Consider the following 25,443-nt stretch of genomic DNA (forward strand, 5'->3'; position numbering starts at 1 on the left):
AATATTATGTTTTAGATGTGAATTGAATTATTGCTTTTTCCATATCGTGATGCTCGTTGTAGAGCTTCATTATTTCTTCGTTTTCCTGACCATCGGTTAAGTAAGCCGCATAGACTTCCTTCGGAACTTCAAGACGGAATATGTTACTTTCCCTACCGATTTTAATAAACATTTCGGTGTACTTCCGTGGTCCGGAAAGGTTGTTTTTGATGGACTTTAATTGGTTTAAATCGTGGCTTGAAAGGTTGAGTCTTTTAACCAGTTCGTCATAACCTTTTTCATTGTTAAGGCTGTAAATGACCTGCGTATTTTCCAATATGCTGGCTGAAGTTGAATTGTTAGGCAATTGATTAATGGATTGTAGAATAATCCCAATCGCACCGTTTTGTTTACGTATGGCTTGATAGTAGAATTCTACGCTTTCCAGAACATTTTCAAACTTCAGTTGCTTGGCAAACTCGTCGAAAAGGATGATACCTTTTTCAGCACGGTTTTTCCAAATAGTTCTTTGGATGGCTGACTTTATCAGCTTCAACATTACAGACAAGATTTCCTTATTGTCCTTTACTTCATCCAGTTCAAAAACTATCAAGCGTTTGTCCTCGATTTTGTACGTCTGGTCTTCGCTCACTTCAAAAAGGAAACTATATAGACCATCACCGACATACTCGGACATTACGTGCAAAAAACTCGTGACGTTAAAGTAATCGGGATGGATTTTTAAGGTGTCCAGAAGGTCTTTCTGATTCCTTTCTATAAAGCTGTAAAAACCATCTAAAGAGTGATTTTCTGGAATGTTATCGTAATAATGACGCAGTATCTTTTTGACCGAAACTGATTGAGCTTTTGTAACTTTTAAATCTGAAGCAAACAGCTCGAATAGGAAAACTGATAAATCTTCCAAACGTTCTGGAGTGAGGTCATCTTGATGACTAATGTAAAATGGATTAATGCCCAAATTCTTCCCGCTCTCATAACGCAGTACTGTATATTTTTCAGGATAGAGTTTAGCAAACTTGGTGTATGAGCCACCCAAGTCGATAATAACGAGACGAACACCACTTTCAAAATATTGGCGCAGGATGTTATTGGCCAAAAAGGATTTGCCTTCGCCTGTTGGCGCAAAAATGGCAAAGTTTCTTGCCTTGATGCGTTTCTTCTTTTCATCCCAAACATCCTTCAGGACAGGAATGTTATGTTCACGGTCATTAAAGATGATTCCGGTGTTATCAGATTTATAGTTTGTATTGTTGATGAACAGGCAAAGTGCGTGCTTCAAATCTGTCACATACAAATCATTATTTGAGAAGTTGGAAGAGAAACAGCAGTAACTATTTAGGATGTAATTCTTACGTTCTTCGCCTCTTGGATAATACGGGATGATATCCAATTCCTTAAATTCGGTCTTTATTTTTGAGGTTATCTTGTCGAGCTCTTTGCCTTCTTTTGCCCAATAAACAATATTGAGATGACCACGTATAATCCGTGCATTGTCATCCGCATTGATTTGGTCTAGAATATGCTGAATTTTGCCTAGTACCACTTTGTTTTGAGAACCAAAATTGGAACTCTTGTTCAGTTCCTCAATCTTCTTGTCGAGCAGCTTGCGCCACTTTTGTTTATCATCGAGATAGATTATCTGGTTGACGATATGATTTTCATTAAGCGTAAGCCCAAGACCATCAATAAACCCTTGATGAAACACAAAATCATCTGATGTGAATTTCTCATTGGTTTTGCTACTCTGTACACTTTCGCCAAAGCACAGTTCGCTATTGATGGCAAGGGCATCAAAATGGTTTTCGCCAATATTGACGCTTTTCTTTTCCAGTATTATGTCAGTATCAAAGCCTTCGTTGAATCCATTGAAATAGGAACTAGTGAGCTTCTGAATCTCTTCCGCTTTAAGCGGAAGGAACGCCATTTTTCTGCTATTGTTTATAAAGGAAACAGAGTCGCTTACCGAATTGACGAAGCTTTTGATATTGTCATCCAGTTCTTGTACAATTCCTTTTGAAACCTTTCGGAAGGGATTGACGTATTTTGGATTGTTGAGGGCCTTGTTTTTGGTCAGGATGAAGAACAGATAACATTTATGCTCTATGTGTGTACGGCCTTTAAAATGTTCGTGGGTTGCTTTTTCTAAAAAGGTTTTATTCGGAAGCTGTTCCGAGGAATAGGATTTTTTCAGGTAGATATCCTGTTTGTGAACCACTGTTCCAACAGGCAAAGATTTTAAAGCCTGAAACCAAGCACCGTGCATATCTTCAAAATCCTTTTCGGACAAAGAATAGATTTCGGGTAGGTTTCCTTCAAAACATAATACCACATTGCCATTATTGGCAAATACGATATTATCTTGAATATCCGTAATGGGTTGATATGCCGAAAGGTTAATCTTGTTCATAATCGAAGCCAGAATTTCTTTTGTTACTAATGATTTTTGGAAAAGCCTTAGCCATTTGGAATAGTTGTGGATTGTGGGCTATTCTCGTCAGCGCCACATAAAGGGAAGCGTTGAAAACCAACACACCTATTATTATCCCAAAGCTGAAAGAGAAGATGATGATGAGCAACGAAGCCAAAATAGAAACCATCATCAAAGCAAACAGGGAAATGGGCAGCCCAAAAATGACCGCCCTTTTCCTGATGTTTTTATAGACTTCGAACCGTTTCATTTATACAACGATTCCTATTAGGTAAGTAAAGATTCCGACTACTGCACCTGCAATCAATACAAATACTAAAACTCGGGTAATCCCCTTTTTTAAATCTGCATTTTCCCCAAAAAAATGTCCTGCGTTAAACAGGAAACCTACAAGGAAGATTACACCGAGAAGTATTGGAAAAATAGTTCGGATAGTGTCGCCTACATCGTTAACTGAATCTTCAATGCCACCAATTTGAGCAAAAAGCGAAGTGGTTAAGAGCGAAAGAATGGATGCTAAATAGTGTGATTTTTTCATAACGGAACAGTTTAAATTTTTGGTTCATTTTCGTTATTGGAAATTTACATATATTTGAACTTAAATAACTGAAAATCAAATAATTGTGAATAAAATATTATTTGATATTGTTTGAATTCCGTTGCTATTATTTGGCATCAAATCCTATGGATTTTTGAAGGGAAGTTGTTGATAACCCGAAAATTGAAAATGAAAAATCTGCTCAAAAACGTCAGTTTTGTGATTTTGGTTCTAAAAATGTGCTTCATTTTTGGACAAGAATCGACTGCTCAAAAACGAATAATAATTGACGTTGGACACGGCGGAAAAGATGCTGGTGCAATTGGTATAAATGACATTCAAGAAAAAGATGTGGTTTTATCGATTGCAAATGAGATTTTAAAGTTAAATGACGACTTGGAAAAACCACTCGATATTTATTTGACCAGGTATAAAGACACTTTAATATCATTATCGGACAGGACTAAACTGACCAAAGCCTTAAATGCTGATTTGTTTGTGTCTTTGCATTGCAATCATTCCGATAATCCGGATGCAAGAGGTATTGAAGTTTACGCTTCAAGAAAACAAGAAAAATTCTCAAAAGCATCGGTTTTTATGGGCTATCAAATTGAAAGTGCACTTTGTGAAGCAATAGGCTATGATAGCAGAGGTGTGAAGTTTACGAACTTTCAGGTGCTAAGGGAAACAGCAGATTATTGTACTGCCATATTAATAGAATTGGGCTTTTTATCCAATTGGGATGAAGAAAGCTATATCTCAGACAACCATAATATTGAGCGTATCGCACTATCGATATTATTATCCATTCAAAAATCAATAGAATTATGAAAGATATTTTTTTAGAGTTAACGAAGAGCTTGAAGGACATTGTTTTACAATGTGTTTCAGAAGTTATTTTACTGTACAAATCCTTTAGAAGTTAGATTACCTAAGTTTATTATCTACACATTATAAAAAACAATTTATTCAATAGTGTATTTAAGTATTTGCTTAAATAATATAATAATGATATATTTGTGGCCACTTTAAATCAAAAAAGATGAGCTTGGAAATAACCTGTACACGGAACGAAGCAGACAAGAAGCAAATATCGAGATGTAAGGAAACCATAGAGAATTCTTCAGGTAGCTTAGAAGCAATAAGCAAAATTTTGTCTCTTGCGGGAAGCGAGGTACGACTGAAAATTCTATTTCTATTGAACATAGAGAATGAACTGTGTCCTTGCGATATTGCTGACATTCTTGAAATGAGTGTTCCTGCCGTATCCCAACATATCCGTAAAATGAAGGATGCGGGAATTATTACATCGAGACGTGAAGGGCAAACATTGTATTATTCGCTGGTAAAGAGTGAGGACAATGTTTTGAATGGAATTTTCAATTCAATTTCAGCAAGAAAGAAAACAGCTTAGAAAGTTTACATTATGGCACCGAATAAAACTTCAAATACCGCGGCCTATACCGGCATTTTTACCGCAGTTGGAGCATCAATATGTTGTATAACCCCTGTCTTGGCATTAATTGCTGGAACAAGCGGAATTGCATCTACATTCTCTTGGGTCGAGCCATTTAGACCCTATCTTATCGGCTTGACCATTATTGTTTTGGTCTTTGCCTGGTACCAGAAACTACGACCGAAAACACAGGAAGAAATAGATTGCGCCTGTGAAGATGATGCGAAACCATCGTTTTGGCAATCCAAACGGTTCTTATTGATAGTAACACTATTCGCCGCATTGATGCTGGCCTTCCCGTACTATTCCAATCTATTTTATGCACAGCCCGCCAAGGATATCGTCTATGTCTCTCAATCCAATATCAAAAAACAGACTTTTGAAGTCGCTGGAATGACCTGTGCAGGTTGTGAGGCACACGTAGAAAGCGAAGTCAATAAATTGGACGGAATTATTTCTATCAAAGCCAGCTACGAAAATGCTAATACCATAGTGGAATTTGACAAGACCAAAACCGATTTGCCCACAATCCGAAAAGCTATAGAAAGCACGGGGTACAAAATAATAGAATAATGAAGATTCAATTAAAATCTACGATTACCTGTCCAGAATGCGGCCACAAAAAGGCTGAAGAAATGCCAACCACCGCCTGTCAATTCTTTTATGAATGTGAGAATTGCAAAACTGTTCTGAAACCAAAAGAAGGGGATTGTTGTGTATTCTGTTCTTATGGTACTGTGGCTTGTCCGCCGATTCAAGAAAATAAAAATTGTTGTTAAAAAGCCATACCTTAAATTCACTTCCGTTTATCCCCAGCTTTAGTATCAAAAGCAATCAAATTAAAAAGTTCTCGCATTCGGCTACGCACACGATTACCATAGCGTTCTTCCAGTTCTTCAGCATTGAGATTGGTGGTGGCGTGGGTCTTGATTTTGTGTTTGGTTTGTAAGTACAGCTCGTATCGAGATAAAAGCACTTCGCCCATCACATTAAGATCCTTTCCGTAGAATCTGCCAGACGGTTCCACGCCTAAATCATCAAAACAGTAAAATTTGGTGTTACCATATTCTTCAACGGTTTTAAAGCCTAAATGATTAAAACTGAAGGTTACGTTTCGGCAGGGAATCATTTCATATGGTCGTTGCATTGGCACAATGTATCGCAGTAGTTTCATCAAAGTGGTCTTTCCACACCCTACAGGCCCTGAAAGAAGTATGCCCTTGTCAGGATCGATATCATCTTTCAGACAATTTTCTTCATCATTGATGAAATAATGGCATAGTTTGCGGATGATAACCGTGTCCTCATCATAGATTCTAAATTGTTTGCCAAAGAGCAACTTTCCCTTTGCATCCAAGTAAATCAAGATTTTGTCAAAATCGTAGAGAACGCTTTTACCATCAAACTTTCCGAGCGAGTATTCCACGCCACCTTCGGTAATTTTAGAGGGGTTGTCCATAATCTTTGTTTTTAGTGGTTCGCAAGTTGTCCTTGATTTGGGACGGTTGTTTTTTGTTTGGTTTGTTTTCCTCGGTATATAGCTCTGTTCTGTCCATCCAGTTCGTGGCCAAAGCACGCCAATCTCTAATTTCATTTCCATCACTCGTTTTCCAGTTCCGAGTTTCGTAATGCTCGAAGAATTTTTTTCCTTCATCGGCAATAAAACCTTTTTCAATAAAAAAATCAATAACGACCTGCCAGCCCTTTGGTTGTTTTATATTGTTTATTTGTTTGGTATTGTTTATAGTAGATACCAATGCTTGTCCACTGGTGGGATGGTGCAAGTCCACAACTTGTCCATTTTTGGGATGGTGGTGTCCCTCAAGCGGTACAACTCTGGGATGGTACTGTTCCGCAAGTTGTTCTAATATGGGATTGTACTGTCCCGAAACAGGTTCATCACTAGTCCCAATTATGGACATCTTGATTTTACTGCCCTTGTATGGATTGTTGGATGGGAAATAGCATAGGTAAAGCCACGAGTCTAAATTTGTAACGCATCGATGATACGTAGATTTTGAGCCTATTTTGGCAGCTCGCATCAAATCCCTTCGATTCACATAAAATTCATCTGCAAACCGACTACTATTCCATTCCTGAAATAGCGCCATATAAAGGGTTATGTGCGTGGGATTTAGGCGGTCATCGAAATAGAATTTTTCAAATGCCGCATTAAGTAGCTTTATGTAGTTCATCGCTTAAGAATTTAAACCGTGCTGTACACGATTTGATGTCATCACGCCTTGAATTTCCTCGGCATCGTAGTAGATAATACCCCCAACTTTTGTGTATGGCAATGTTCCGTTTATGCGAAGATTCTGTAATGTCCCTGGACTGACTTGAAGCAAATCCATTACTTCGGAAGATTTTAGATATTTCTTAAGTTTTCCAGTTGCTTGTTTAGATAGAAGATTCTTAATGTCATCAAGCAATTCCATTTTGAATTCTCGAAGGTCGTCGGTGGTAATAATATTTGCTGGCATAATAGAACGATTTTAAAGAAAGGGACTATCGTTTCGATTTCAACTAATTTGATAGCCCCTGATCTGATTTGACTTTCGTTCTACAAATTTGGGATGGTTTATTGGATTTTAATCCCAAGTTGCACCCAAGTAGGGTGTTTTTATTTGTTCATTTTCAATGGTTTAGATTAGTTCTATTTGGGGTTTGTTCTTTAAATCATCTATACCAAATGACGATAAATAAAATTAATTTTACTTTTTCCCAAGTTCAACCCAACTTGGGAAAAATTTTAACGTTTTGAATTTTAAAAAAATTATCCGTCCGTTTCTTCCATTCGCCTTAAAAGTGTTGATTTTAGTCTATCGATAAACTTGGTTTGGTCAATTTTTCGTTCTCTAATTTCTAGAAAAGTTCTATATACATTTCCGAGTTTGAGTTCAAATATATCCTCACAAGCTGAAGCCATTTCTTTAATGCCAGCGGTACCACTTTTTATTGCCCCAGATGCCTGTAAGGCATAAATCAATTCAATGAGGTCTGTTTTTGAGGCTGTCCAACCAAGTCGCTCACCATTTGATAAAGTGTTCAATTTATTGGGTTTACTGTAGGAGAGGTCTCTTAAATAACTTAATTCCCCAACGTAGTGGCTAATTAGAAGGTCATATGCCATAATTTTTGCAATAGCGCTATCGTGGCTTGTAGAAAATTCTGCATCAGTATAAAAGTGTGATGTGTCAGAAACCAAGCTAATTTTGTCGTGTCCGCGTAAAAAATAAAATTCATCTAAAAGTTCAGAATCCTCTCTGTAATATTTGATAAAGTCTATATTTCGTCTATTGCTTTCTTGAAGCCTATTTATTTCTGAATCTATAAATTCTTCTTGGGATTTTATTGTTCCCGCAGGCCTATTTATTAAAAAATTATAGAGTTGGGCATAAAATTTTAATCTGCTGTAGATGTAAGGCTTATGTTTTTTAAAGAATATTATTTCGTTCTGTTGATCCACGAATTCATTTTCCCTAACACATATTCGTAACTTTTGTAAATATCGTCTTGAAATGGAAATACCTTTTTCAACATTATTGAAATCGCCAAGGTTAGATTCCTCAACTATTTTTATTTCCTCTTTATAATTGTCTAGTATTATATGAATTAGCTTGTGCATAGTATTATTGGGGCTTTGGATTTGGGTTAAACATCTATAAGTAATACGTATGTATTTTATGGCGGATTTTTAAGAAAAAATAGAGTGCTAATAGCAACCAAAACAATGATTCCGGAAATAATGAAAGGATAGTAAAAACCACCTGTAATCAGCCACGTTCCTAAAACGGGGCCTAGAATCTGACCAATGCTATTGGTCGAGCTCTGGATAGATATGTTCCTGCCAGTATCTTTGTTTGATATCAGTGATACGGCCGATAGCAAATTTGGTGTTACCATAGCACCTCCAGCAGCAAATACAATGATTAATGCATATACCAAAATTTCATTATTAAAAAATGGAAAGGCTATTAAGGATAATCCAGATATAAATAGCCCTAGAGCAATTTGTTTCTTTGTGGATAAAAACCTCTCTCCGTAAGTAGCGAACACGGGTTGTAAAACAGCCATTATTGAACCACATAGCATAAAACCAATACCGACTTGATTACTGTTAAACCCTAATTCATCTTTACCATAGATTGAAAAAGCAGTTTCAAACAAAGTCACTACAAATTGAATGACAAAGGATAATACCAGTAATACGATAAAATATTTAGTAAATGTGAAACGCAAGCTTACTTTTTTTGTAGTGAACTTATCTACACGAGCGGTGTTCTTTAGCCATTTCATCACAACGAAAAGGACAATTAATCCTAGTATGGCAACGAATAAAAAGGGGACTGAAAATCGGTCTAAATGCAGCAGACCTATAGAATATCTTATATGAATGTCAGTTTGGGATAAAAAGCCACCAATGACAGGGCCGAAAATAACCCCAGAGCTAATGGCAACGCCAGACCAAGCCATTATTTTTGTTCTCCGTTTTTCAGAAGTAATATCGCTTAAATATGCGTTGTTAACTGGAATAACTGAAGACGTGAAAATACCACCAAAGATTCGAGCGATATAGAGCATTGTCAAGGATGTGGCCAGACCAGTAAGTAATTGCATAATTACAAAACCGATTAGTCCACAAATAATAATGGGTTTACGACCGTATTTGTCTGAAAGCTTTCCCCAAACCACCACAAATAATAACTGAAAAAATGGATAAATGCTCGTAAGCAATCCAATATGGAAATTGATAAGGTCACAGTATCAAGATTGTCCTTTAACGCTAATCGTTCGGTATAATAGGGAAGGGTAGGTAATAAAATGCCATAGCCCAACATCACTACAAACAAACTCAATAGAATTAAAAATATCCTGTTGAGTTTTTCTTTTCTATCCATTTATTTTTTACCGATTTTTCGCTTCAATAATTGCGCATTAATAGCCACTATAATTGTACTCAAACTCATAAATACCGCTCCTACAGCTGGTCCCAAAACAAAGCCGGAAGAGTATAGAACACCTGCAGCTAATGGAATGGCCACCACATTATACCCAGTTGCCCATATTAGGTTCTGAATCATTTTATTGTATGTAGCCTTTCCGAACAAAATTAGGTTTGCAATATCTTGTGGATTGCTATTTACCAATATAATATCGGCTGTTTCGGCGGCTACATCAGTACCAGAACCAACAGCGATTCCTACATCAGCTTTGGCAAGTGCGGGCGCATCGTTTACGCCATCTCCAGTCATAGCCACAAACTCTCCTTTGTTTTGCAACTCTTCTACAATTTCTACTTTTTGGTGTGGTAGCACTTCGGCATAATAGCCATCCAACCCTAATTTTTCACTCACAGCTTTGGCTGTTTTTTCGTTATCCCCAGTTGCCATCAAAACTTTGATATTATTCTTTTTAAATATTTTTATAGCTTCCGCAGATTCAGGTCTTATTTCATCAGCAAGCGCAATGTATCCTGCTAGTTGTCCTTCAATTAATACAAATACAACAGTTTCAGCAGCGTCACTATAAGCATCTTCAGGAATAGTTATTTTTTCATCCCTTAAATAACCAGGACTAACCACTTTTACTTGCTTTCCTTCTACATTTGCCTCTACACCTTTACCAGTGATCGCATTAAAGTTTTCAGGCTTTGGGATTGTAATATTGTCTTCTTTAACTTTTTTAATAATCCCAACAGCAATTGGATGTTCTGAACTTTGTTCCAACGCACTTGACAGTCTTAAGATTTCATCGTTTGAATAGGACGCATTTACAGATTTGATTCGAGTAACGCCAAAGTCCCCTTTGGTCAAAGTCCCTGTTTTGTCAAATAGTAAGGCGGATATCTTACGTGATTCTTCAAAGGCAGTTCTATTACGGATTAATAATCCATTTTGTGCAGATACAGCAGTAGAAATGGCAACTACAAGAGGAATTGCAAGACCCAATGCGTGTGGACAAGCGATGACCATAACGGTAACCATTCTTTCTAATGCATACACAAACGGAAAGCCTAAAATCAGCCAAACTGCCAACGTACCAAAACCAATAGCCAAAGCTATATAAGTCAACCATTTTGCTGCCCTATCGGAAAGGTTTTGCATTTTAGATTTGGTCTTTTGTGCTTCCTCAACCATCGTAATAACCTTATTGAGATAGCTGTCTTTTCCTGTATGTTCCACCTTTACCTTCAAAGTGCTATTGCCATTTACTGAACCACCTATTACCTTATCCTTTTCTTCTTTTTTCACAGGCTTGGACTCCCCTGTAAGCATTGATTCGTTTAAATAACTTGAACCTTCTACTATGATACCATCAGCTGGAACTTTCTCTCCAGGCTTTACCAAAATCACGTCATTTTTTAACAAATCTTCAAGTGGTATATCTTCAATAGTGTCGCCTTTTACCCTGTGAGCTTCGGCAGGCATCATACTAACTAAAAGTTGTAATGCTTTTGAAGCGCCTAATACACTTTTCATTTCTATCCAATGACCAACAAGCATAATAGCAATTAGGGTTGACAGCTCCCAGAAAAAGTCAACTCCTCGTAAACCAAAGACAGTTGCAGAACTGTAGAAATAGGCGACACTTATTGCCATAGATATAAGTGTCATCATCCCAGGTGCACCATTCTTTATTTCGGAAACAAATCCTTTAAGAAAAGGCCATCCGCCATAGAAATATACAATGGTAGAAAGCGCAAAAAGAATATAAGAATTTCCGGGAAGTAAAAATTCATACCCAAAAAAATCTTGAATCATTGGCGAGAAGAACAATATTGGAATAGTAAGTACTAGCGTTACCCAAAACCGTTTTCTAAAGTCTGCAATCATCATTTTATGATGGTCGTGACCCATTTGTCCGTGACCCGGATTATGACCCGAATGGTCTCCATCTCCATTTTTCATTTTGGAATGATCCATTTTGGAATGATCTTCTTTTTCGTGGTTCATTTTAGAATGATCCATTTTCGAATGGTCCATTTCGTTGTTTTTGTGCTGCTCGTGATTTTCCATTATAGTATTGTTTAAGTGTTATCGTAATTTTTTTCTCATTGCTTCCGATATGTTTTCGGCATAGACGCCATAAGCATCAACTAAAAGACCTTTAAGCCCTTTTTTGGAAGATATTGCATATAAAATGCTGTTATCATCGGTACTGCTCATTCCTTCAAAGCGATATATTTTATCCACATTAAAATCTTCTGGTCGAATCTCAATTTTCAGGGAAGCACATTCCAGACATTCAGGTTTTAAGTTGAAATCATAAGGGTATTCGTTTGCCTGTAAATCGTTAATAGCTTCTGAAAGGGTGTCATAATTTTTCATTTATTTTTATTTATAAGTCATTGTAAAATAACTGTTGTCTTCTTCGGTAAATTTTTGAAAGGTCAATAGACCTTGTGCATTTAATTTCTCGTTAACAGTATAATTGAGTTGCTTAATGCGAATTCCCAAGGCATAGGCCTTAATGTTGATTTTTGCTACCGTAGGTCAGGTACTTTTTTCAAGATACCTACAATTTTATTCACGGGTTTTATAAGTGCTCAACCAATGATCTTCCTAATATTAAGGAAGAACAGTCACTTTGATGCTCCTGTGACTTCTGCTTAATTACTTTTAGGCAGCGATTACGTACCATACTCATAATCCAAAATGCTTTTTAATTGCTTATAGTAAATAAAATTATCATTGAGTTTTAAGTTAATGGTTTGAAAAGTCTATATCTTACAGGGTTAATAATATTTTGTGATGCTGAAAATAGAGTACAACAAATGTTAGCCAGAAGTGAAACTTTGGCTATAGAGGGAATGCAGATTAAAGTCAATCTGCGATGTAGAAAATCAAATTAAGAAGGTCTCGTTGAGAATTATAATATCTGTAGATAATAAAGGCGGCCTGTAGGTTTTAAAAGAAATGACGTTTTCTTCTAGCCCCTCGAACAGATTAATATAAGTATTAAAAAAAGTATTTATGAAAACTAAAGTATCAATCTCTAAAATTGTATTGGACTTCTTAAAGGTGTCATCTCCTTCTTTTACAATGGTTTGATTATCGCAACAACTTTTCTCTTGTATGGAAGTACATTGCTTGGAATTATTATCTTTTTTTTGTACAATCTCCATACAGGATTCTGCCTTACTAAAAAAAGCCATATCCACCAATTTATTACAGCAAAAGTGCATATCCACCGTGAAAGAAGAAGTAGAAAACAGTATAAAAACTGCTAAAAAAAAGATAGTATTTTGGTAAAAAAAGATTTCACAGTATTAATAAATTTTGTCTAACATTAAATGTTTTCGTAAATTAAATGCTGCTGTTTAACAAGCTTGTTATCAAATTTTTATGAATTAACAGCAAAATTAATTAATGCGAAGATAATTTTAAAGGTTCAACAGAAATATGATTTTTGTCATTAATGCAGATTAACTCAAAATTTAAGTTGTAAGAGCACATATATGGTTCGTGGTAAACTTGGTATGATCCCTGGGCCCGGATAGCCCGTCGCACGGCGTGTAAAATAACTTTCGTTCAAAACATTGTTGACCCCCGCTTCCAGTTTAAACCGATTATAGGTATAGGAAAAAGAAAGATCCATAATATTATAGGCAGGTATTTCACCTACAATACCACTCTGGCTTTGAAAATCCCTGGGCGAATTGGTGGCATCGGTAAACTGTTGGCCCAAATAAGTATATTGCAAACTACCCAAAAAGTCTTTATACCCAAAATTTAATCCTGTTTTTAGGTTAATACCGGGAATGAACTCCACTTTTTTGCCCTTCACATTGTTTTCTTGGGAAGAGGTGTATTTTGAATCTGTAAGGGCCAGGTTGACAAAAGTACCGAGTTTGATATCGTTTTTTTCTGTGGACAGGGTTTCCCATATATTCCAGTCCACAAAACTTTCAATGCCATAGGTAATGGCATCCCCTATGTTCCCTCTAAACCGCTCCTGTTGGATATCACTTACTTCCCGTAATATCACACCCAAACGATCTTTGTAATTTAAAAAAAATGCTCCCACATCATAGGAAAGGTATTTCTTTATTCGCCCGCGAGCCCCTATATCAAAAGTATATCCTTGCTCATCTTTGATGTTGGGATCTACGGTCAATGACGGATTGGTAATTCTAATATCATTAAAAGTAACCGAGCGGTAATTCTGGCTTATATTCCCATATAGTTCAACCGTTTTATGGGGTTTATAACTTAGCCCAACACCCAATAAAATAAAAGAACGTTCAAGATCACGGTTATCCGCCACATCTTCGTTTAAGATGGGGTTACCTGCAATATCAAAGTTGATCCGTTTAAATTCGCCCCTACTTCTAGTCTTTATATATTCAAACCGTAGCCCAGGAGTTACCGAAATTTTTTCGGAGAACTTAAAGACATTTTCGGAAAACAGGGCAAGGTTCAAGTTCGGAAACCTAAAATCGCTTTGCCTTGGGTAGTTGGGGTAGGTCTGTTCTTCAAAATTAAAATTGGCGTTGCTGCCGTTGCTGCCGGGCCCCTGCCGCTCTGTATTATTGGATTGATAGTACTTTCCACCAAAAAGCACCGTATTCTCTTTTCCGAAGAAATTATACCGCGTCAACAAACGGGCCTCTGCCCCCCAATTGTTAAAATTACCTACTATCAATTCCCTTGGAGCCTCCACATCATCCTCCTGTGAAACCCTGTTTTCGCGAAAACCAACCGATTTCCTATAGGCGTCCAAGGCAAAGAGGTTGAGGCTAAAATCGGTTTTATTGCTCAAAGCGTGTTCCAATCGCATAGCATATAATTTCCAATCCACATTAAACCAGTTTCGGGTTCGGTTGCTAAACGTGGGGTCTTCCTCAAACTGTTCATCGGTAAGACCGCCCGGTTGCTGTGCCAAATAGTTTAAATAGCTTACCTCAAAGGAAATTTTGGTCCTTTCTGTAGGCGAATAATCCAAATGTACGTAGCCATTGAAGGATTCAAACTGGGAGTTGGGACGAAAACTATTTCCTTTTTTATAGTTGAAAAAAGTATAATAACCTACCTTGCCCAAGGTCCCGCCTAAACTGTTAAAACTGGTGAACAAGTTGTAAGAACCCAAGGATTGCCGGGATATCCACTCTATTTTCTTGTTGGGATCGGGTTGTTTCAGTTTAAAATTGATAAGGCCTCCAAATTGTGTCCCATACTGCAAAGATGCCGCACCGCGTACCACTTCGATCTCTGAAATGGATTCAGCCGGCGGTGTATAGTAACTTTCGGGATATCCCAGTACATCTGCAGAGATGTCATAACCATTTTGTCTTGTATTGAAGTTTGCACTGCGGTTGGGATTGAGGCCACGCCCACCAATATTCAATTGCAGTCCCGCATCGTTGTTTTCGTAGATATTGAGCCCGACCACTTGGGAGTATATCTGCCTGGCATTACCGCCGGCAAGGTTAGCGGTAAGGTTGCTTACCAATACCACTTCGCTCTTCTTGCCCGCATAAATGGCAGTTCCCTCAACGTCCCTTAATCGTTTTAGGGCGAAAAGGCGTTCTTTTCTTTGGGTGACCACTACTTCAGAAAGTTCTATGCCCAAAGATTCAAGTTCTAAGTTCAGTGACGTATCATCGGAAATGCTAACCTCGTGATCCAGTATAGCATACTCGTAGGCAAATACGGTAAAATTATAGGTCCCTTTTGGAATGTCCTGAAATTTGAAATCCCCAAAATCATTCGTGATGGTTGATTTTCTTAGAGTAGTGAGAAACACTTCGGCATTTGGGACAGGTTCGTTGGAAGCTGCAGAAACTACTTTTCCCTGAACCACATATTGTGCAAACATTGCAGAACTTGTGAAGGCAAAAAATAGGGTTGCGATTATATGTTCTTTTTTTAAATACATTTTTTTGTTTAAAAACCTTTGATTTCATCCTTAAATTCCAATATCCAGTCCTTAGGCCCAAACGACTCTTCTTGCTCCAGTAAATTTACTTTTGGGTCAATATAAGGTTGGCTAAGCCTGCCATTCAGTGCTACATAGCTCTCTACATAGACCGCTACATTTTTATGGCCTTGTGCTGTAAAATGTTTTCCGAGGAACTGGGCGTACTGAAGGATAAAGTCGGGTTGGGTGCTCATCTGTTTTTCCTGAAATGTTGACAGAAAATCGGTATTGTCAACAAGGAAAGCTGTTCCCTTTTTTTTATCCACAATCTTAAATTGTGCATATCCAGCTTTTTCCATTAGCATTACCCGCCAAGAAAAACGGTATCCCTCCTCGGTCCAAAAAAGCTCGTTTTTGTAGAGCAGATAACGCCAAGGAAAAAGTAACTGAAAGGCAATAAACAAACCCACGATAAGCATTGGGGCCATGGTTTTATTGCGATAGGTTTTATTGCGTATCCCTGCATCTGCCTTTTCCTTTTTAATCCTAAAAATAGTCGAAAGCGTTTTCAATATTTTATGGTGGACTCCCGCATCGAAAAAAACGAGTGCGCTCACTATCATCACATAAGGGAACATACCTATGGGAAAGAGGATGCGGGTCATCAAATGAAAAATTACCACCAGACCGAAAGCTGCCCAACGGGTGGGTCTATAAAACAACAAAAACGGTATCGCCAGATCATAGGCGGCACCGCCCCAGCTAAAGGCATAGTGAAGCCATTGTTGCTGCATTAAATTTCCCAACAATGGCAGGTCATATTGGGCCGGCAACCATATCTTAAGCGGCATTGCCCCAACGAGCCAGTCGCTGTTCAGTTTTGCCAGACCGGCGTAGAAATAGACTAGTGCAATCAATAATTTTATGGCATCAACGGTCCATTTGGGAATCTGTTTATAGGCCTTATCCTTATTCCTTTGTGCATCCATTGAATAATAGGCATTTGCGGGAAGGAAGATCATTAAAAAACTAAGACAACTAATAAAATAGTAATGGTTAAGATAGGTCGTCTTATCCATCAACTCGATGTAGGTAAAGCTTAAAAAGAAAAGGATGATCGCCATTCTGTATCGATACCCCAACGCAATGCAGATTGCGGAGATACCGCAGATAAAGAACAATAAATAGGTGTAAACACCCAAAGGCCGTACCCATTCAAACCCATAATATGAAAAAAAGAATTTGGGTTGAATATAAAGTTTATCGATCCAGCCATAGCTCCAAAAACGGACGATGCCAAAAAACATCATCAGTCCAAAAAAAATACGAAAGACCGCCAACGGGGCAGCCTCTGTAGTTATATTTCGGTATGCATTTAAACGTGAGGCCATTGACTAATCGCCATCGGCATCTACATAATCCACATTTATGCTCAGTGCCTGCAACATATCCACTTTTAAGAGGATAACGTTGCGTTGTAGCTCATCATAAGTACTTAGCATTTTGGTATTGTCAGTTTCAATCTGTAGAGCAAAATTATTGTTCAGTTCATTTGCCTGGGTTTCTGCAGCATTGAACTGCGCATTGATAAGGCCACCTAGATCCTCCCCATTTTTAATACTGTTCAAAAAATCAAGATAGGTCTTGAAGCTTTCCCCGGTAGTATTGTTGTTAAAGTATTTTCCGTTGAAAAAATCCTGGCTTGCCTTAACTGCTGTTAGCATCAATTGTTTGGAAAAATCTTTTTTATAGCGCGCCTCTACATTTTCGGGTAATGGTTGTTGGGAGAAAACACCTGCGGGTATCCCTACTTTACCCGCCCGCAACGATTTTTCAAAATAGAATATATAGTCGTTCGTTAGTTTGTCAACAGATCCAGTAGCCGAAGAACTAGTATTTGCAACAAAAACATCCCTAAAGTTGGCATTCCAATCATCGAGTACTGTTGTGGTCAATTGCAGGATAGTTTCCGTAAGGGTGCCGAGATAATTTTTATATCCCAGGGCATTGCCGTTGGTAGTATAGAAACTTACAATTTCGGTATCTGTTGCTCCAAGACCGTTGATCAGATAATCTATAGCAGGGAAACCCTGTACATCCATTGTAGATGGCAAGGCCAGATCGTAAGAACCGGTGGCTACAAAATCTTCAATTTTTTGGGTGTTTGATGGATAAATATTCAGTCGGTTTCTGTACCGTAACTCTTCGGCCTTGCCTATTTCGAACATAGAGACCTTTTGAAAGGAAATGTAGGCCGCTGTCCACGAGGCGCGCAAACTCTGTAGGCTTGCCTCTGTAGGCTCATTTGAATAGACCGTTGCGGCATTGTTCAGGTTTTCGGCCTCTGTTTTAAAAGAAGTATATGCAGGGACAATGATATTATCTGCCCAATTTAAAAGCATTGCGCCACGATCAAAATTATTGTTAGCCGGTGGCAAGTTTTCGTTCCCATTATCTTTTGAACACGCTACAATCAGCAGTCCGATACTAATAAAACTCCAAAGTTTCCAGTGTTTCATAACTATTTTTTTTAAATCAACCGATTTTTCCATCGGCGGTAAATCGGTTGATGTGGCTAATTCAATTTTTATTTAATTTGCGCTGGCAGCTTGCTCGACCGTGAAGTCAAATTTAGCGGCAATAGCTTCAGTAATACTGTCCAGTGTTGAAGGTTCAAGGTCCCAAAAACCATTGAGTCCATCCGCCAAGAGAGCAGATGTAAAACCATCAACTTCGCTTGTGCTAAAGAAGGAAGTATCTGTACTCTGGTTTCTAGTAAAACGCAAGCTAAAAACAAACCCATAACCCTCAGAAAGGTTTTGGAATGCGGCGCCAAAATCACCGTTTGCAAGCAAATTTTTTCCTTGTTGTAAATAGTATACCGCACGTATGGCAATTACCTCGGATATTTTTTGACGTATAATGGCAGCCTGGGTATCCCGTACTGTATAATCTTTTGCCACTATCGCGGCACGACCCAATTTGAATGCATCAAAAATATCGGCAGCAATGGTAGAAAAATCCGGGTCTGCGTTTACTGTGCCCAAATAATCATTCAAAAAACTATCATCGCCCCCAATGGTTACATTCGGGTTGGCTGCATCAACGGATGTTCCGTAGAGGTATCCATAGGCCTCGTCCCAATTATGTTCCATCGTGGTAAAGGTCTCTCCATCCTCTGTAATCCCATTGTCGTTGTCCGCAACTTTATTATCAGCATCAAGAACAGCTATGCTGAGATAGTTGTTAAGCATCTGATCTGCCATCAGCGCCCCAATAAGGCTTTTTGCAAACATTTGGTTGTACACAAGTCCTTTAGCGTTAACATACCGGGTTTTTGTCCCATCGGCAAGTTGACCGGCACTGCCAGCGACTGCTAGGACATCCTTGTTAGGGAATACCTCATTGACCTGACCGGAAATATAGCTATCGAATAGGTTTCTTATAGCTGCCGCTTCTGTGGTGTTTGCGCTAAAATAATCTTGGGACGCAGCCGTTTTACTGCGTACGTTTTTATCTGACGCATTTAAGGCAGCGTCTGAAAAATCTAGGTCCCCTTCCTGATGTGCATACATTGCCTGCAAGGATATCACAGTCGTGTTTTCGAAATCTGTAAAGGAATTAAGGATTTCTTCAGCCATTAAAATTCGGGTGGTCTGGCCACTAAAATCCACTGTGGATTGTCCATCTCTTTCGAAGGTGTAGTTTGAAGGCACCTCAATGTTTGAGGTTTCAGTAATCGGCTCATCATCAGAAGAACACGAAGCAAAAATAAGGCTTCCTATAATTGCGGTAAAAAACATTTTTTTCATCATTAAATTTATTTAGACTTAATATAAGTAAGTGATTATTTCAGCGACAAAAATAGAAATGAAATTTAAAAAAACAAACTTATTTAGAACAATTCTTAATAATAAATTTAAAACAGGTTTGTATTCGGCATTTTTCTAGAAATTAGATAATCTTTCATATAGATTTAGGAGAATATGTTGCATATGAAATCAAAATTATTTGTTAAATAAAGAAAATTTACTTGAAATTTTGTATTTTTGTAAAATTAATGAAGAAAATCTTTTTTAAAATATCAACATTCTCTATGGCACTGTTAGTGTTGTTGTCAACCGTATCATTTACGGTAGATAGTCATTATTGTGGAGATATTTTTGTGGACTCTTCATTATTTGGTCACGCTCAAACTTGCGGTATGGATGTTCAACAGCAATCGCAGTCATCAGAGTGTGATATTTCTAAAAAAGATTGCTGTAGTGATGAACAAGTGATTGTTGAAGGGCAAGATACTTTAAAAACATCGTTCGACAAATTAGATAAAGACCAACAACTATTTGTTGCTGCTTTTATCCATACCTATATACACTTATTTTTCGAATCTCAAGAAGATTTAAATTCATACAGAGATTATACGCCTCCTCCCTTGGTCAGGGATATTCAAGTTTTAGACCAGACTTTCCTTATTTGATTTTTAAGTAATTAGAACTGTAGTCCTGCATTAATTTGTTTTGGACATTTCTGCTTGTTTGTCACTTTTAAACAAGATTTATAATTACTTAATAATCATTTCTATGCTGAATAAAAGCATCAAATTTCTAATAGAAAATAAATTAGTAGCTGTTTTACTATTAGCTTTGTTCGTCGGTTGGGGCGTTGTAAACGCACCTTTTAATTGGGAGACCGGTATTTTGCCTACTGACCCTGTAGCTGTGGATGCCATTCCCGATATTGGTGAAAACCAACAAATTGTTTTTACCAAATGGCAAGGGCGCTCGCCACAGGATATTGAAGACCAAATTACGTATCCACTTACAACTTCGCTTCTAGGTATTCCAGGCGTGAAAACTATTCGTAGTTCCTCTATGTTTGGGTTTTCCAGTATCTATATCATTTTTGAAGAAGATGTGGAGTTTTACTGGTCACGTAGTCGCATTCTCGAAAAACTCAATTCGCTTCCTTCCAACTTGCTGCCAGATGGCGTTAACCCAGCTTTGGGCCCTGATGCCACAGGTTTAGGACAAATATTCTGGTACACCCTAGAAGGTCGTGACAAGGATGGTAATGTAACCGGTGGTTGGGATTTACAGGAACTGCGTAGTATACAGGATTATTATGTGAAATACGGATTGTCATCGGCAAGTGGTGTTTCCGAAGTAGCGTCTATCGGCGGTTATGTTCAGGAATATCAAGTAGATGTGGACCCGGAGAAAATGCGCCAATACAATATTGGATTAAGTGCCATTGTCAAAGCCGTTAAGCAGAGCAACCAAGATATTGGTGCACAAACATTGGAAATCAATCAGGCCGAATATCTGGTTCGTGGTTTGGGCTATGTAAAATCCGTTGCAGATATTGAAAATGCCGTGGTCACTTCAGAGAATTTTACGTCTATCCGAATAAAAGACATCGCAACTGTTCATTTGGGACCGCAAACTCGTCGTGGTATTTTAGATAAAGAAGGTGCCGAAGTTGTTGGTGGTGTTGTGGTAGCGCGATATGGCGCCAACCCTATGGAAGTTATCAATAATGTAAAAGAGCAAATCGCTGAACTGTCATCTGGGCTTCCAACAAAAGTTCTGGCAGATGGCCGCACCTCACAAGTGACCATTGTCCCCTTTTACGACCGTACCCAGCTTATTCAAGAGACCCTACACACGCTTAATGAAGCACTCACGCTTGAAATCTTAATAACCATTCTGGTCATTATCGTAATGGTGTTCAACCTACGCGCATCCATCTTAATTTCAGGTTTGTTACCCGTTGCAGTATTAATGGTTTTCATTGCAATGAAACTTTTTGATGTAGATGCAAATATTGTAGCATTGTCAGGGATTGCCATTGCTATAGGTACAATGGTGGATGTGGGCGTTATACTGGCCGAAAATATGATTCGGCATTTGGAAGATGAAAAATTACGCTTTCGCGAAAGCGGAATCGAGTACACCACAAATGAAATCATCTACAATGCAACTGCTGAAGTTTCTGGTGCAATTTTAACGGCAGTATTAACAACCATTATCAGTTTTATTCCTGTATTCACTATGATAGGTGCTGAAGGAAAGTTGTTTCGTCCACTCGCATTTACAAAGACAATGGCGCTCACGGCGTCTTTGGTTATCGCCCTTTTCTTGATACCACCATTTGCCGCATTCCTTTTCAAAAAGAGTACTATTAGGGAGCACGCTAAATATATTATTAATGCTGTTCTCATCGTCCTTGGTATCACAGCCATCTTCTATGGTTATTGGTTGGGTATTATATTAATTGCCTATGGAATCGTTGCAATTTTGAGTGTACGCGATATTATCACGGCAAAAAGAGCCAATCTAATACATATCGTTATTTCTTGTATTGCTATTGTTTTCCTTCTAGCCGAATACTGGCGACCACTAGGTTTTGACCGCGGTATTATAATGAACTTGATTTTTGTTGCGATTATCTGTTTCGGATTACTGGGGGCGTTTTCAATTTTCCAAAAATATTACGACACTATATTACGTTGGGCACTTCAAAACCGATTACTGTTTTTAATAATTCCGACCACAGTGTTGATTTTAGGGGCCATAATAATGCGCAACACGGGTAAAGAATTTATGCCATCGCTCAACGAAGGCTCATTCCTGTTAATGCCAACATCCTTGCCACACGCAGGTGTTGAAGAAAACAAGCGTGTGTTACAGCAGCTTGATATGGCCGTAGCCAGTATTCCTGAAATCGAAACGGTAGTAGGTAAATCGGGTAGAACAGAATCTGCTCTTGACCCTGCGCCGCTCTCGATGTATGAAAATGTGATTCAGTATAAGTCTGAATATATGCGAAACAAGAATGGCGAGAGACAACGCTACCGCGTAAACGATGATGGTTTATTTGTTCTGAAAAATGATAAATTCATTATTAATCCAAATAATGAAATCGATGATGACGCTAATTATGAGGCCTCGCAACTAAAAACAAATGCAACCCATAACGATTTAATTGAAGACGGCAGCGGTGAATATTACCGAAACTGGCGGCCAGAAATCGACAGCCCAGACGATATCTGGAATGAGATTGTGAAAGTGACCAAATTTCCAGGGGTGACTTCTGCACCAAAACTACAACCTATCGAGACAAGGCTCGTAATGCTTCAAACAGGTATGCGTGCGCCTATGGGTATAAAAGTTAAAGGGCCAGACTTGAAAACAATAGAAGCTTTTGGTCTACAGCTCGAAGACATTTTAAAACAAGCTGAAGGTGTAAAAGAACAAGCTGTCTTTGCAGACCGTATTGTGGGCAAGCCCTATTTACTAATTGATATAAAACGAGACCAATTGGCACGCTATGGAATTTCCATAATGGATGTTCAGGAAGTACTTCAGGTAGCTGTGGGCGGTATGCCGCTTACTCAAACGGTAGAAGGTCGTGAGCGGTATGGAGTAAGAGTGCGCTATCCGCGTGAGTTGCGTGCAAACCCAGAAGATTTAAAAGATATTTATGTTCCGGTTGAGAAAGGAAGTCCGGTTCCACTGAGCGAATTGGTAGACATACGTTATGAACAAGGTCCACAGGTCATAAAAAGTGAGGACACCTTCTTGATAGGGTATGTACTGTTTGATAAACTCGATGGTTTTGCCGAAGTTGATGTGGTCGAAAATGCCCAAGCGCTCATTCAACAAAAAATAGACAATGGTGATTTGATTGTGCCACAAGGTATTAATTACCGTTTTACGGGTACGTATGAAAATCAGCTGCGCGCAGAAAAAACACTTTCCGTAGTTGTGCCTTTGGCATTGCTTATTATTTTCTTGATTCTGTATTTCCAGTTCCGTTCTGTTTCCACCTCGTTGATGGTATTTACAGGAATCGCAGTTGCCTTTGCAGGTGGCTTTATAATGATTTGGCTTTACGGTCAGGATTGGTTCTTCAATTTCAGCTTTTTTGGTGAGAATATGCGGGATTTGTTCAATATGAAAACCATCAATCTAAGTGTTGCTGTCTGGGTTGGCTTTATTGCGCTTTTTGGTATCGCAACAGATGATGGTGTAGTTATGGCTACCTACCTCACACAAACTTTTGACAGAGAGAATCCCAATGATAAAAAAGGAATCCGACTTGCCACATTAGAAGCTGCTGGAAAGCGAATTCGTCCGTGTTTGATGACTACTGTTACCACCGTGCTTGCACTCTTACCTGTACTTACTTCTACGGGAAAAGGAAGCGATATTATGATACCTATGGCAATCCCCATTTTCGGTGGGATGATTATAGATATTACATCCTACTTTTTAGTACCAGTATTATATAGCTGGAAAAAAGAGTACCAACTTAACCGAGCAAACAAATGAAAAATATAAAAATTATTACCTGTCTTTTGTTTGTTTCCGCTTTCGCGAAAGCGCAACAACTACAATCATACATTGAAGAGGCACAATCTAACAACCCCGAGATTCAAGCCTTTGAACTGCGCTATAACATCGCCGAAGAAAAAGTGAACGAAGCAAACTGGCTGCCTAATACTGAAGTGAGTGCTGGGTACTTTGTCAGTGAGCCCGAGACCCGTGTTGGGGCGCAGAGAGCACGTATTGGCTTTAAGCAAATGTTGCCTTGGTTCGGGACCATAACGGCAAGAGAAAATTATGCAGCCTCAATGGCTGAAGCTGAATATGTGGAAATCATAATTGCCAAAAGAAAACTGGCACTTTCTGTAGCTCAATCCTATTATCGTTTGTATGAAATACAAGCAAAGCAAAGGGTGCTCGATAAGAACATTAAATTATTAGAAACCTATGAGCGTCTTGCCCTTACATCGGTTGAAGTAGGCAAGGCATCTTCTGTTGACGTTTTGAGATTACAGATTCGTCAAAATGAATTGCAACAGCAAAAAGAGGTGCTCGAAGAGGAATTTGGGTCAGAACAAATCACCTTCAATAAGCTACTCAATCGTGATGGAACTATGATGGTTGATGTGGTCACATTAATGGAAATTCCAAGTGAAAACGCCGTATCTGGTAGAGATGCACTATCACTTAATCCTGAACTGCTTAAATATGATAAACTCTACGAATCTATAGCACAATCTGAATTGCTCAACCAGCGTGAGGCATTACCTATGTTTGGTTTTGGGGTTGATTATCTACCAGTGAGCGAGCGAGCGGATATGAATCCAATAGACAATGGAAAGGATATACTAATGCCTATGGTTTCAGTTTCCATTCCCATTTTTAATAATCGGTATAAATCTATTTCAAGGCAAAATGACTTGCGCCAACAAGAAATCGAGACTCAAAAAGCACAACGATTGAATGTTTTGGAATCCGCTTTCGCAAAAGCAATATCGCAACGCAACCAAGCACGAATAGCATATAATACACAAGAGAACAATCTGAAACAAGCAGAAGATGCTGAAGAAATTCTCATTAAAAACTATGAAACGGGCACCATTGATTTTAATGATGTGCTGGATATCCAAGAGTTACAGCTCAAATTTCAGTTAAATCAAGTGGAATCGATACAGAAGTATTACACACAATCTGCAATTGTTAATTACCTAATCAACTAACCGGATGGAAAAGAAATTATTTATAAAAAATATGGTGTGTAATCGCTGTATTAAAACAATCCAGAGTGATGTTGAAACATTAGGGATTCACTTAAAGCATATTGAATTGGGTTCTATTATTTACGAAGAGAAATCTATAGATGATTTTGAAAATATAAAAAATGTTTTAGAAAACAATGGTTTCGAAATTTTACTGGCGCAAGACCAGCAATTAGTAGAGCAAGTTAAAATTGAACTTATTAAATTATTACAAAAATTACCACTTCAATTAAATAAAACGCTGTCCAAGCATTTGGAAAGTAAATTAAACCTTGAGTACTCAAAAATCAGTAAAATATTTTCTGTTACGGAGCATATTACCATAGAAAAATACTTTATAAAACTCAAGATAGAAAGAGTGAAAGAGCTGATTCAATTACAAGAGGGTAATTTTACGGAGATAAGTCAGCTGCTTGATTACAGTAATGTAAATCATTTAAGTAGGCTGTTTAAAAGTGAAACTGGTATGAGTCTGACTAATTATAAGAATAATCAAAAAAGTATTAGAAACCCTTTAGATCAAATAAGGTAGATAACAACCATAATTATGACACAAACTTCTCATAATCAAT

General features: G+C 38.1%; 23 protein-coding genes and 1 pseudogene. 9 read left to right on the forward strand and 15 right to left on the reverse strand.

Annotated features, from left to right (window positions below; translation table 11 throughout):
- Positions 1-4 precede the first annotated feature (4 nt).
- The gene (locus P162_RS11035) at positions 5-2,407 is read right to left on the reverse strand and encodes a TraG family conjugative transposon ATPase (protein ID WP_031427461.1); all 2,403 of its coding nucleotides are present in this window, start codon (positions 2,405-2,407) and stop codon (positions 5-7) included.
- A 110-nt stretch (positions 2,408-2,517) separates the two neighbouring features.
- Here P162_RS11035 and P162_RS17710 point away from each other — a divergent pair, with 110 nt between their 5' ends.
- Positions 2,518-2,661: a hypothetical protein gene (locus tag P162_RS17710; RefSeq protein ID WP_164076250.1), complete on the forward strand. Its 144-nt coding sequence runs from the start codon at positions 2,518-2,520 to the stop codon at positions 2,659-2,661.
- 17 nt (positions 2,662-2,678) lie between these two features.
- Here P162_RS17710 and P162_RS11045 read toward each other — a convergent pair whose 3' ends face one another.
- On the reverse strand, positions 2,679-2,966 hold the full coding sequence (locus P162_RS11045) for a hypothetical protein (protein ID WP_031427463.1): 288 nt from the start codon (positions 2,964-2,966) through the stop codon (positions 2,679-2,681).
- Between the two features lie 189 nt (positions 2,967-3,155).
- Here P162_RS11045 and P162_RS11050 point away from each other — a divergent pair, with 189 nt between their 5' ends.
- The 4 genes from P162_RS11050 to P162_RS11065 all read left to right on the forward strand — a co-directional run bounded on the left by P162_RS11050 (position 3,156) and on the right by P162_RS11065 (position 5,201).
- The gene (locus P162_RS11050) at positions 3,156-3,797 is read left to right on the forward strand and encodes an N-acetylmuramoyl-L-alanine amidase (RefSeq protein ID WP_031427464.1); all 642 of its coding nucleotides are present in this window, start codon (positions 3,156-3,158) and stop codon (positions 3,795-3,797) included.
- Positions 3,798-4,008: 211 nt separating this feature from the next.
- On the forward strand, positions 4,009-4,380 hold the full coding sequence (locus P162_RS11055) for an ArsR/SmtB family transcription factor (RefSeq protein ID WP_008610939.1): 372 nt from the start codon (positions 4,009-4,011) through the stop codon (positions 4,378-4,380).
- Positions 4,381-4,392: 12 nt separating this feature from the next.
- On the forward strand, positions 4,393-4,995 hold the full coding sequence (merTP, locus tag P162_RS11060) for a mercuric transport protein MerTP (protein ID WP_031427465.1): 603 nt from the start codon (positions 4,393-4,395) through the stop codon (positions 4,993-4,995).
- Positions 4,995-5,201 carry a GDCCVxC domain-containing (seleno)protein gene (locus P162_RS11065; RefSeq protein ID WP_008610941.1) on the forward strand — a complete coding sequence of 69 codons (207 nt, stop codon included), beginning with the start codon at positions 4,995-4,997 and terminating at the stop codon, positions 5,199-5,201. The genes merTP and P162_RS11065 overlap by 1 nt, the downstream gene beginning before the upstream one ends.
- Positions 5,202-5,218: 17 nt before the next feature.
- Here P162_RS11065 and P162_RS11070 read toward each other — a convergent pair whose 3' ends face one another.
- The 13 genes and pseudogenes from P162_RS11070 to P162_RS11125 all read right to left on the reverse strand — a co-directional run bounded on the left by P162_RS11070 (position 5,219) and on the right by P162_RS11125 (position 19,097).
- On the reverse strand, positions 5,219-5,881 hold the full coding sequence (locus P162_RS11070) for an ATP-binding protein (protein WP_031427466.1): 663 nt from the start codon (positions 5,879-5,881) through the stop codon (positions 5,219-5,221).
- Positions 5,865-6,617 (reverse strand): hypothetical protein, encoded by a 753-nt coding sequence (locus tag P162_RS11075; RefSeq protein WP_031427467.1) that lies wholly within the window; start codon positions 6,615-6,617, stop codon positions 5,865-5,867. Before P162_RS11075 ends, P162_RS11070 begins: the two co-directional genes overlap by 17 nt.
- A 3-nt stretch (positions 6,618-6,620) precedes the next feature.
- The gene (locus tag P162_RS11080) at positions 6,621-6,905 is read right to left on the reverse strand and encodes a helix-turn-helix domain-containing protein (protein WP_031427468.1); all 285 of its coding nucleotides are present in this window, start codon (positions 6,903-6,905) and stop codon (positions 6,621-6,623) included.
- A gap of 293 nt (positions 6,906-7,198) precedes the next feature.
- Positions 7,199-8,050 carry an RteC domain-containing protein gene (locus tag P162_RS11085; protein WP_031427469.1) on the reverse strand — a complete coding sequence of 284 codons (852 nt, stop codon included), beginning with the start codon at positions 8,048-8,050 and terminating at the stop codon, positions 7,199-7,201.
- Positions 8,051-8,106: 56 nt separating this feature from the next.
- Positions 8,107-9,120, reverse strand: a complete 1,014-nt coding sequence (locus P162_RS11090) for an MFS transporter (protein WP_316931617.1) — start codon at positions 9,118-9,120, stop codon at positions 8,107-8,109.
- Positions 9,057-9,323 carry a hypothetical protein gene (locus P162_RS17880; protein ID WP_241077816.1) on the reverse strand — a complete coding sequence of 89 codons (267 nt, stop codon included), beginning with the start codon at positions 9,321-9,323 and terminating at the stop codon, positions 9,057-9,059. Before P162_RS17880 ends, P162_RS11090 begins: the two co-directional genes overlap by 64 nt.
- Positions 9,324-11,441, reverse strand: a complete 2,118-nt coding sequence (locus P162_RS11095) for a copper-translocating P-type ATPase (protein WP_031427470.1) — start codon at positions 11,439-11,441, stop codon at positions 9,324-9,326.
- 18 nt (positions 11,442-11,459) lie between these two features.
- Positions 11,460-11,753, reverse strand: a complete 294-nt coding sequence (locus tag P162_RS11100; protein ID WP_031427471.1) for a hypothetical protein — start codon at positions 11,751-11,753, stop codon at positions 11,460-11,462.
- Positions 11,754-12,268: 515 nt separating this feature from the next.
- Positions 12,269-12,690 (reverse strand): annotated as a pseudogene (locus tag P162_RS11105) (HYC_CC_PP family protein).
- A 165-nt stretch (positions 12,691-12,855) separates the two neighbouring features.
- Positions 12,856-15,303, reverse strand: coding sequence for a TonB-dependent receptor (locus P162_RS11110; RefSeq protein WP_031427473.1), 2,448 nt, complete (start codon positions 15,301-15,303; stop codon positions 12,856-12,858).
- 8 nt (positions 15,304-15,311) lie between these two features.
- Positions 15,312-16,676 carry an HTTM domain-containing protein gene (locus P162_RS11115; protein WP_031427474.1) on the reverse strand — a complete coding sequence of 455 codons (1,365 nt, stop codon included), beginning with the start codon at positions 16,674-16,676 and terminating at the stop codon, positions 15,312-15,314.
- A gap of 3 nt (positions 16,677-16,679) precedes the next feature.
- The gene (locus P162_RS11120; RefSeq protein WP_031427475.1) at positions 16,680-17,804 is read right to left on the reverse strand and encodes an imelysin family protein; all 1,125 of its coding nucleotides are present in this window, start codon (positions 17,802-17,804) and stop codon (positions 16,680-16,682) included.
- Between the two features lie 72 nt (positions 17,805-17,876).
- Complete coding sequence (locus P162_RS11125; protein ID WP_031427476.1) at positions 17,877-19,097, reverse strand: DUF4856 domain-containing protein; 1,221 nt, start codon at positions 19,095-19,097, stop codon at positions 17,877-17,879.
- A gap of 248 nt (positions 19,098-19,345) precedes the next feature.
- Between P162_RS11125 and P162_RS11130 the strand changes: the two genes are divergently transcribed.
- The 4 genes from P162_RS11130 to P162_RS11145 all read left to right on the forward strand — a co-directional run bounded on the left by P162_RS11130 (position 19,346) and on the right by P162_RS11145 (position 25,403).
- Entirely contained in the window at positions 19,346-19,762 is a 417-nt protein-coding gene (locus tag P162_RS11130) for an HYC_CC_PP family protein (RefSeq protein ID WP_013073638.1), read from the forward strand.
- 103 nt (positions 19,763-19,865) lie between these two features.
- Positions 19,866-23,618 carry an efflux RND transporter permease subunit gene (locus P162_RS11135; protein WP_031427477.1) on the forward strand — a complete coding sequence of 1,251 codons (3,753 nt, stop codon included), beginning with the start codon at positions 19,866-19,868 and terminating at the stop codon, positions 23,616-23,618.
- The gene (locus tag P162_RS11140) at positions 23,615-24,832 is read left to right on the forward strand and encodes a TolC family protein (protein ID WP_013073636.1); all 1,218 of its coding nucleotides are present in this window, start codon (positions 23,615-23,617) and stop codon (positions 24,830-24,832) included. The genes P162_RS11135 and P162_RS11140 overlap by 4 nt, the downstream gene beginning before the upstream one ends.
- A 4-nt stretch (positions 24,833-24,836) precedes the next feature.
- Positions 24,837-25,403: a helix-turn-helix domain-containing protein gene (locus P162_RS11145; protein ID WP_008610774.1), complete on the forward strand. Its 567-nt coding sequence runs from the start codon at positions 24,837-24,839 to the stop codon at positions 25,401-25,403.
- The last annotated feature ends 40 nt before the right edge of the window (positions 25,404-25,443 follow it).

Source organism: Flavimarina sp. Hel_I_48 (assembly GCF_000733945.1).
In the GTDB taxonomy this organism is placed as follows: domain Bacteria; phylum Bacteroidota; class Bacteroidia; order Flavobacteriales; family Flavobacteriaceae; genus Leeuwenhoekiella.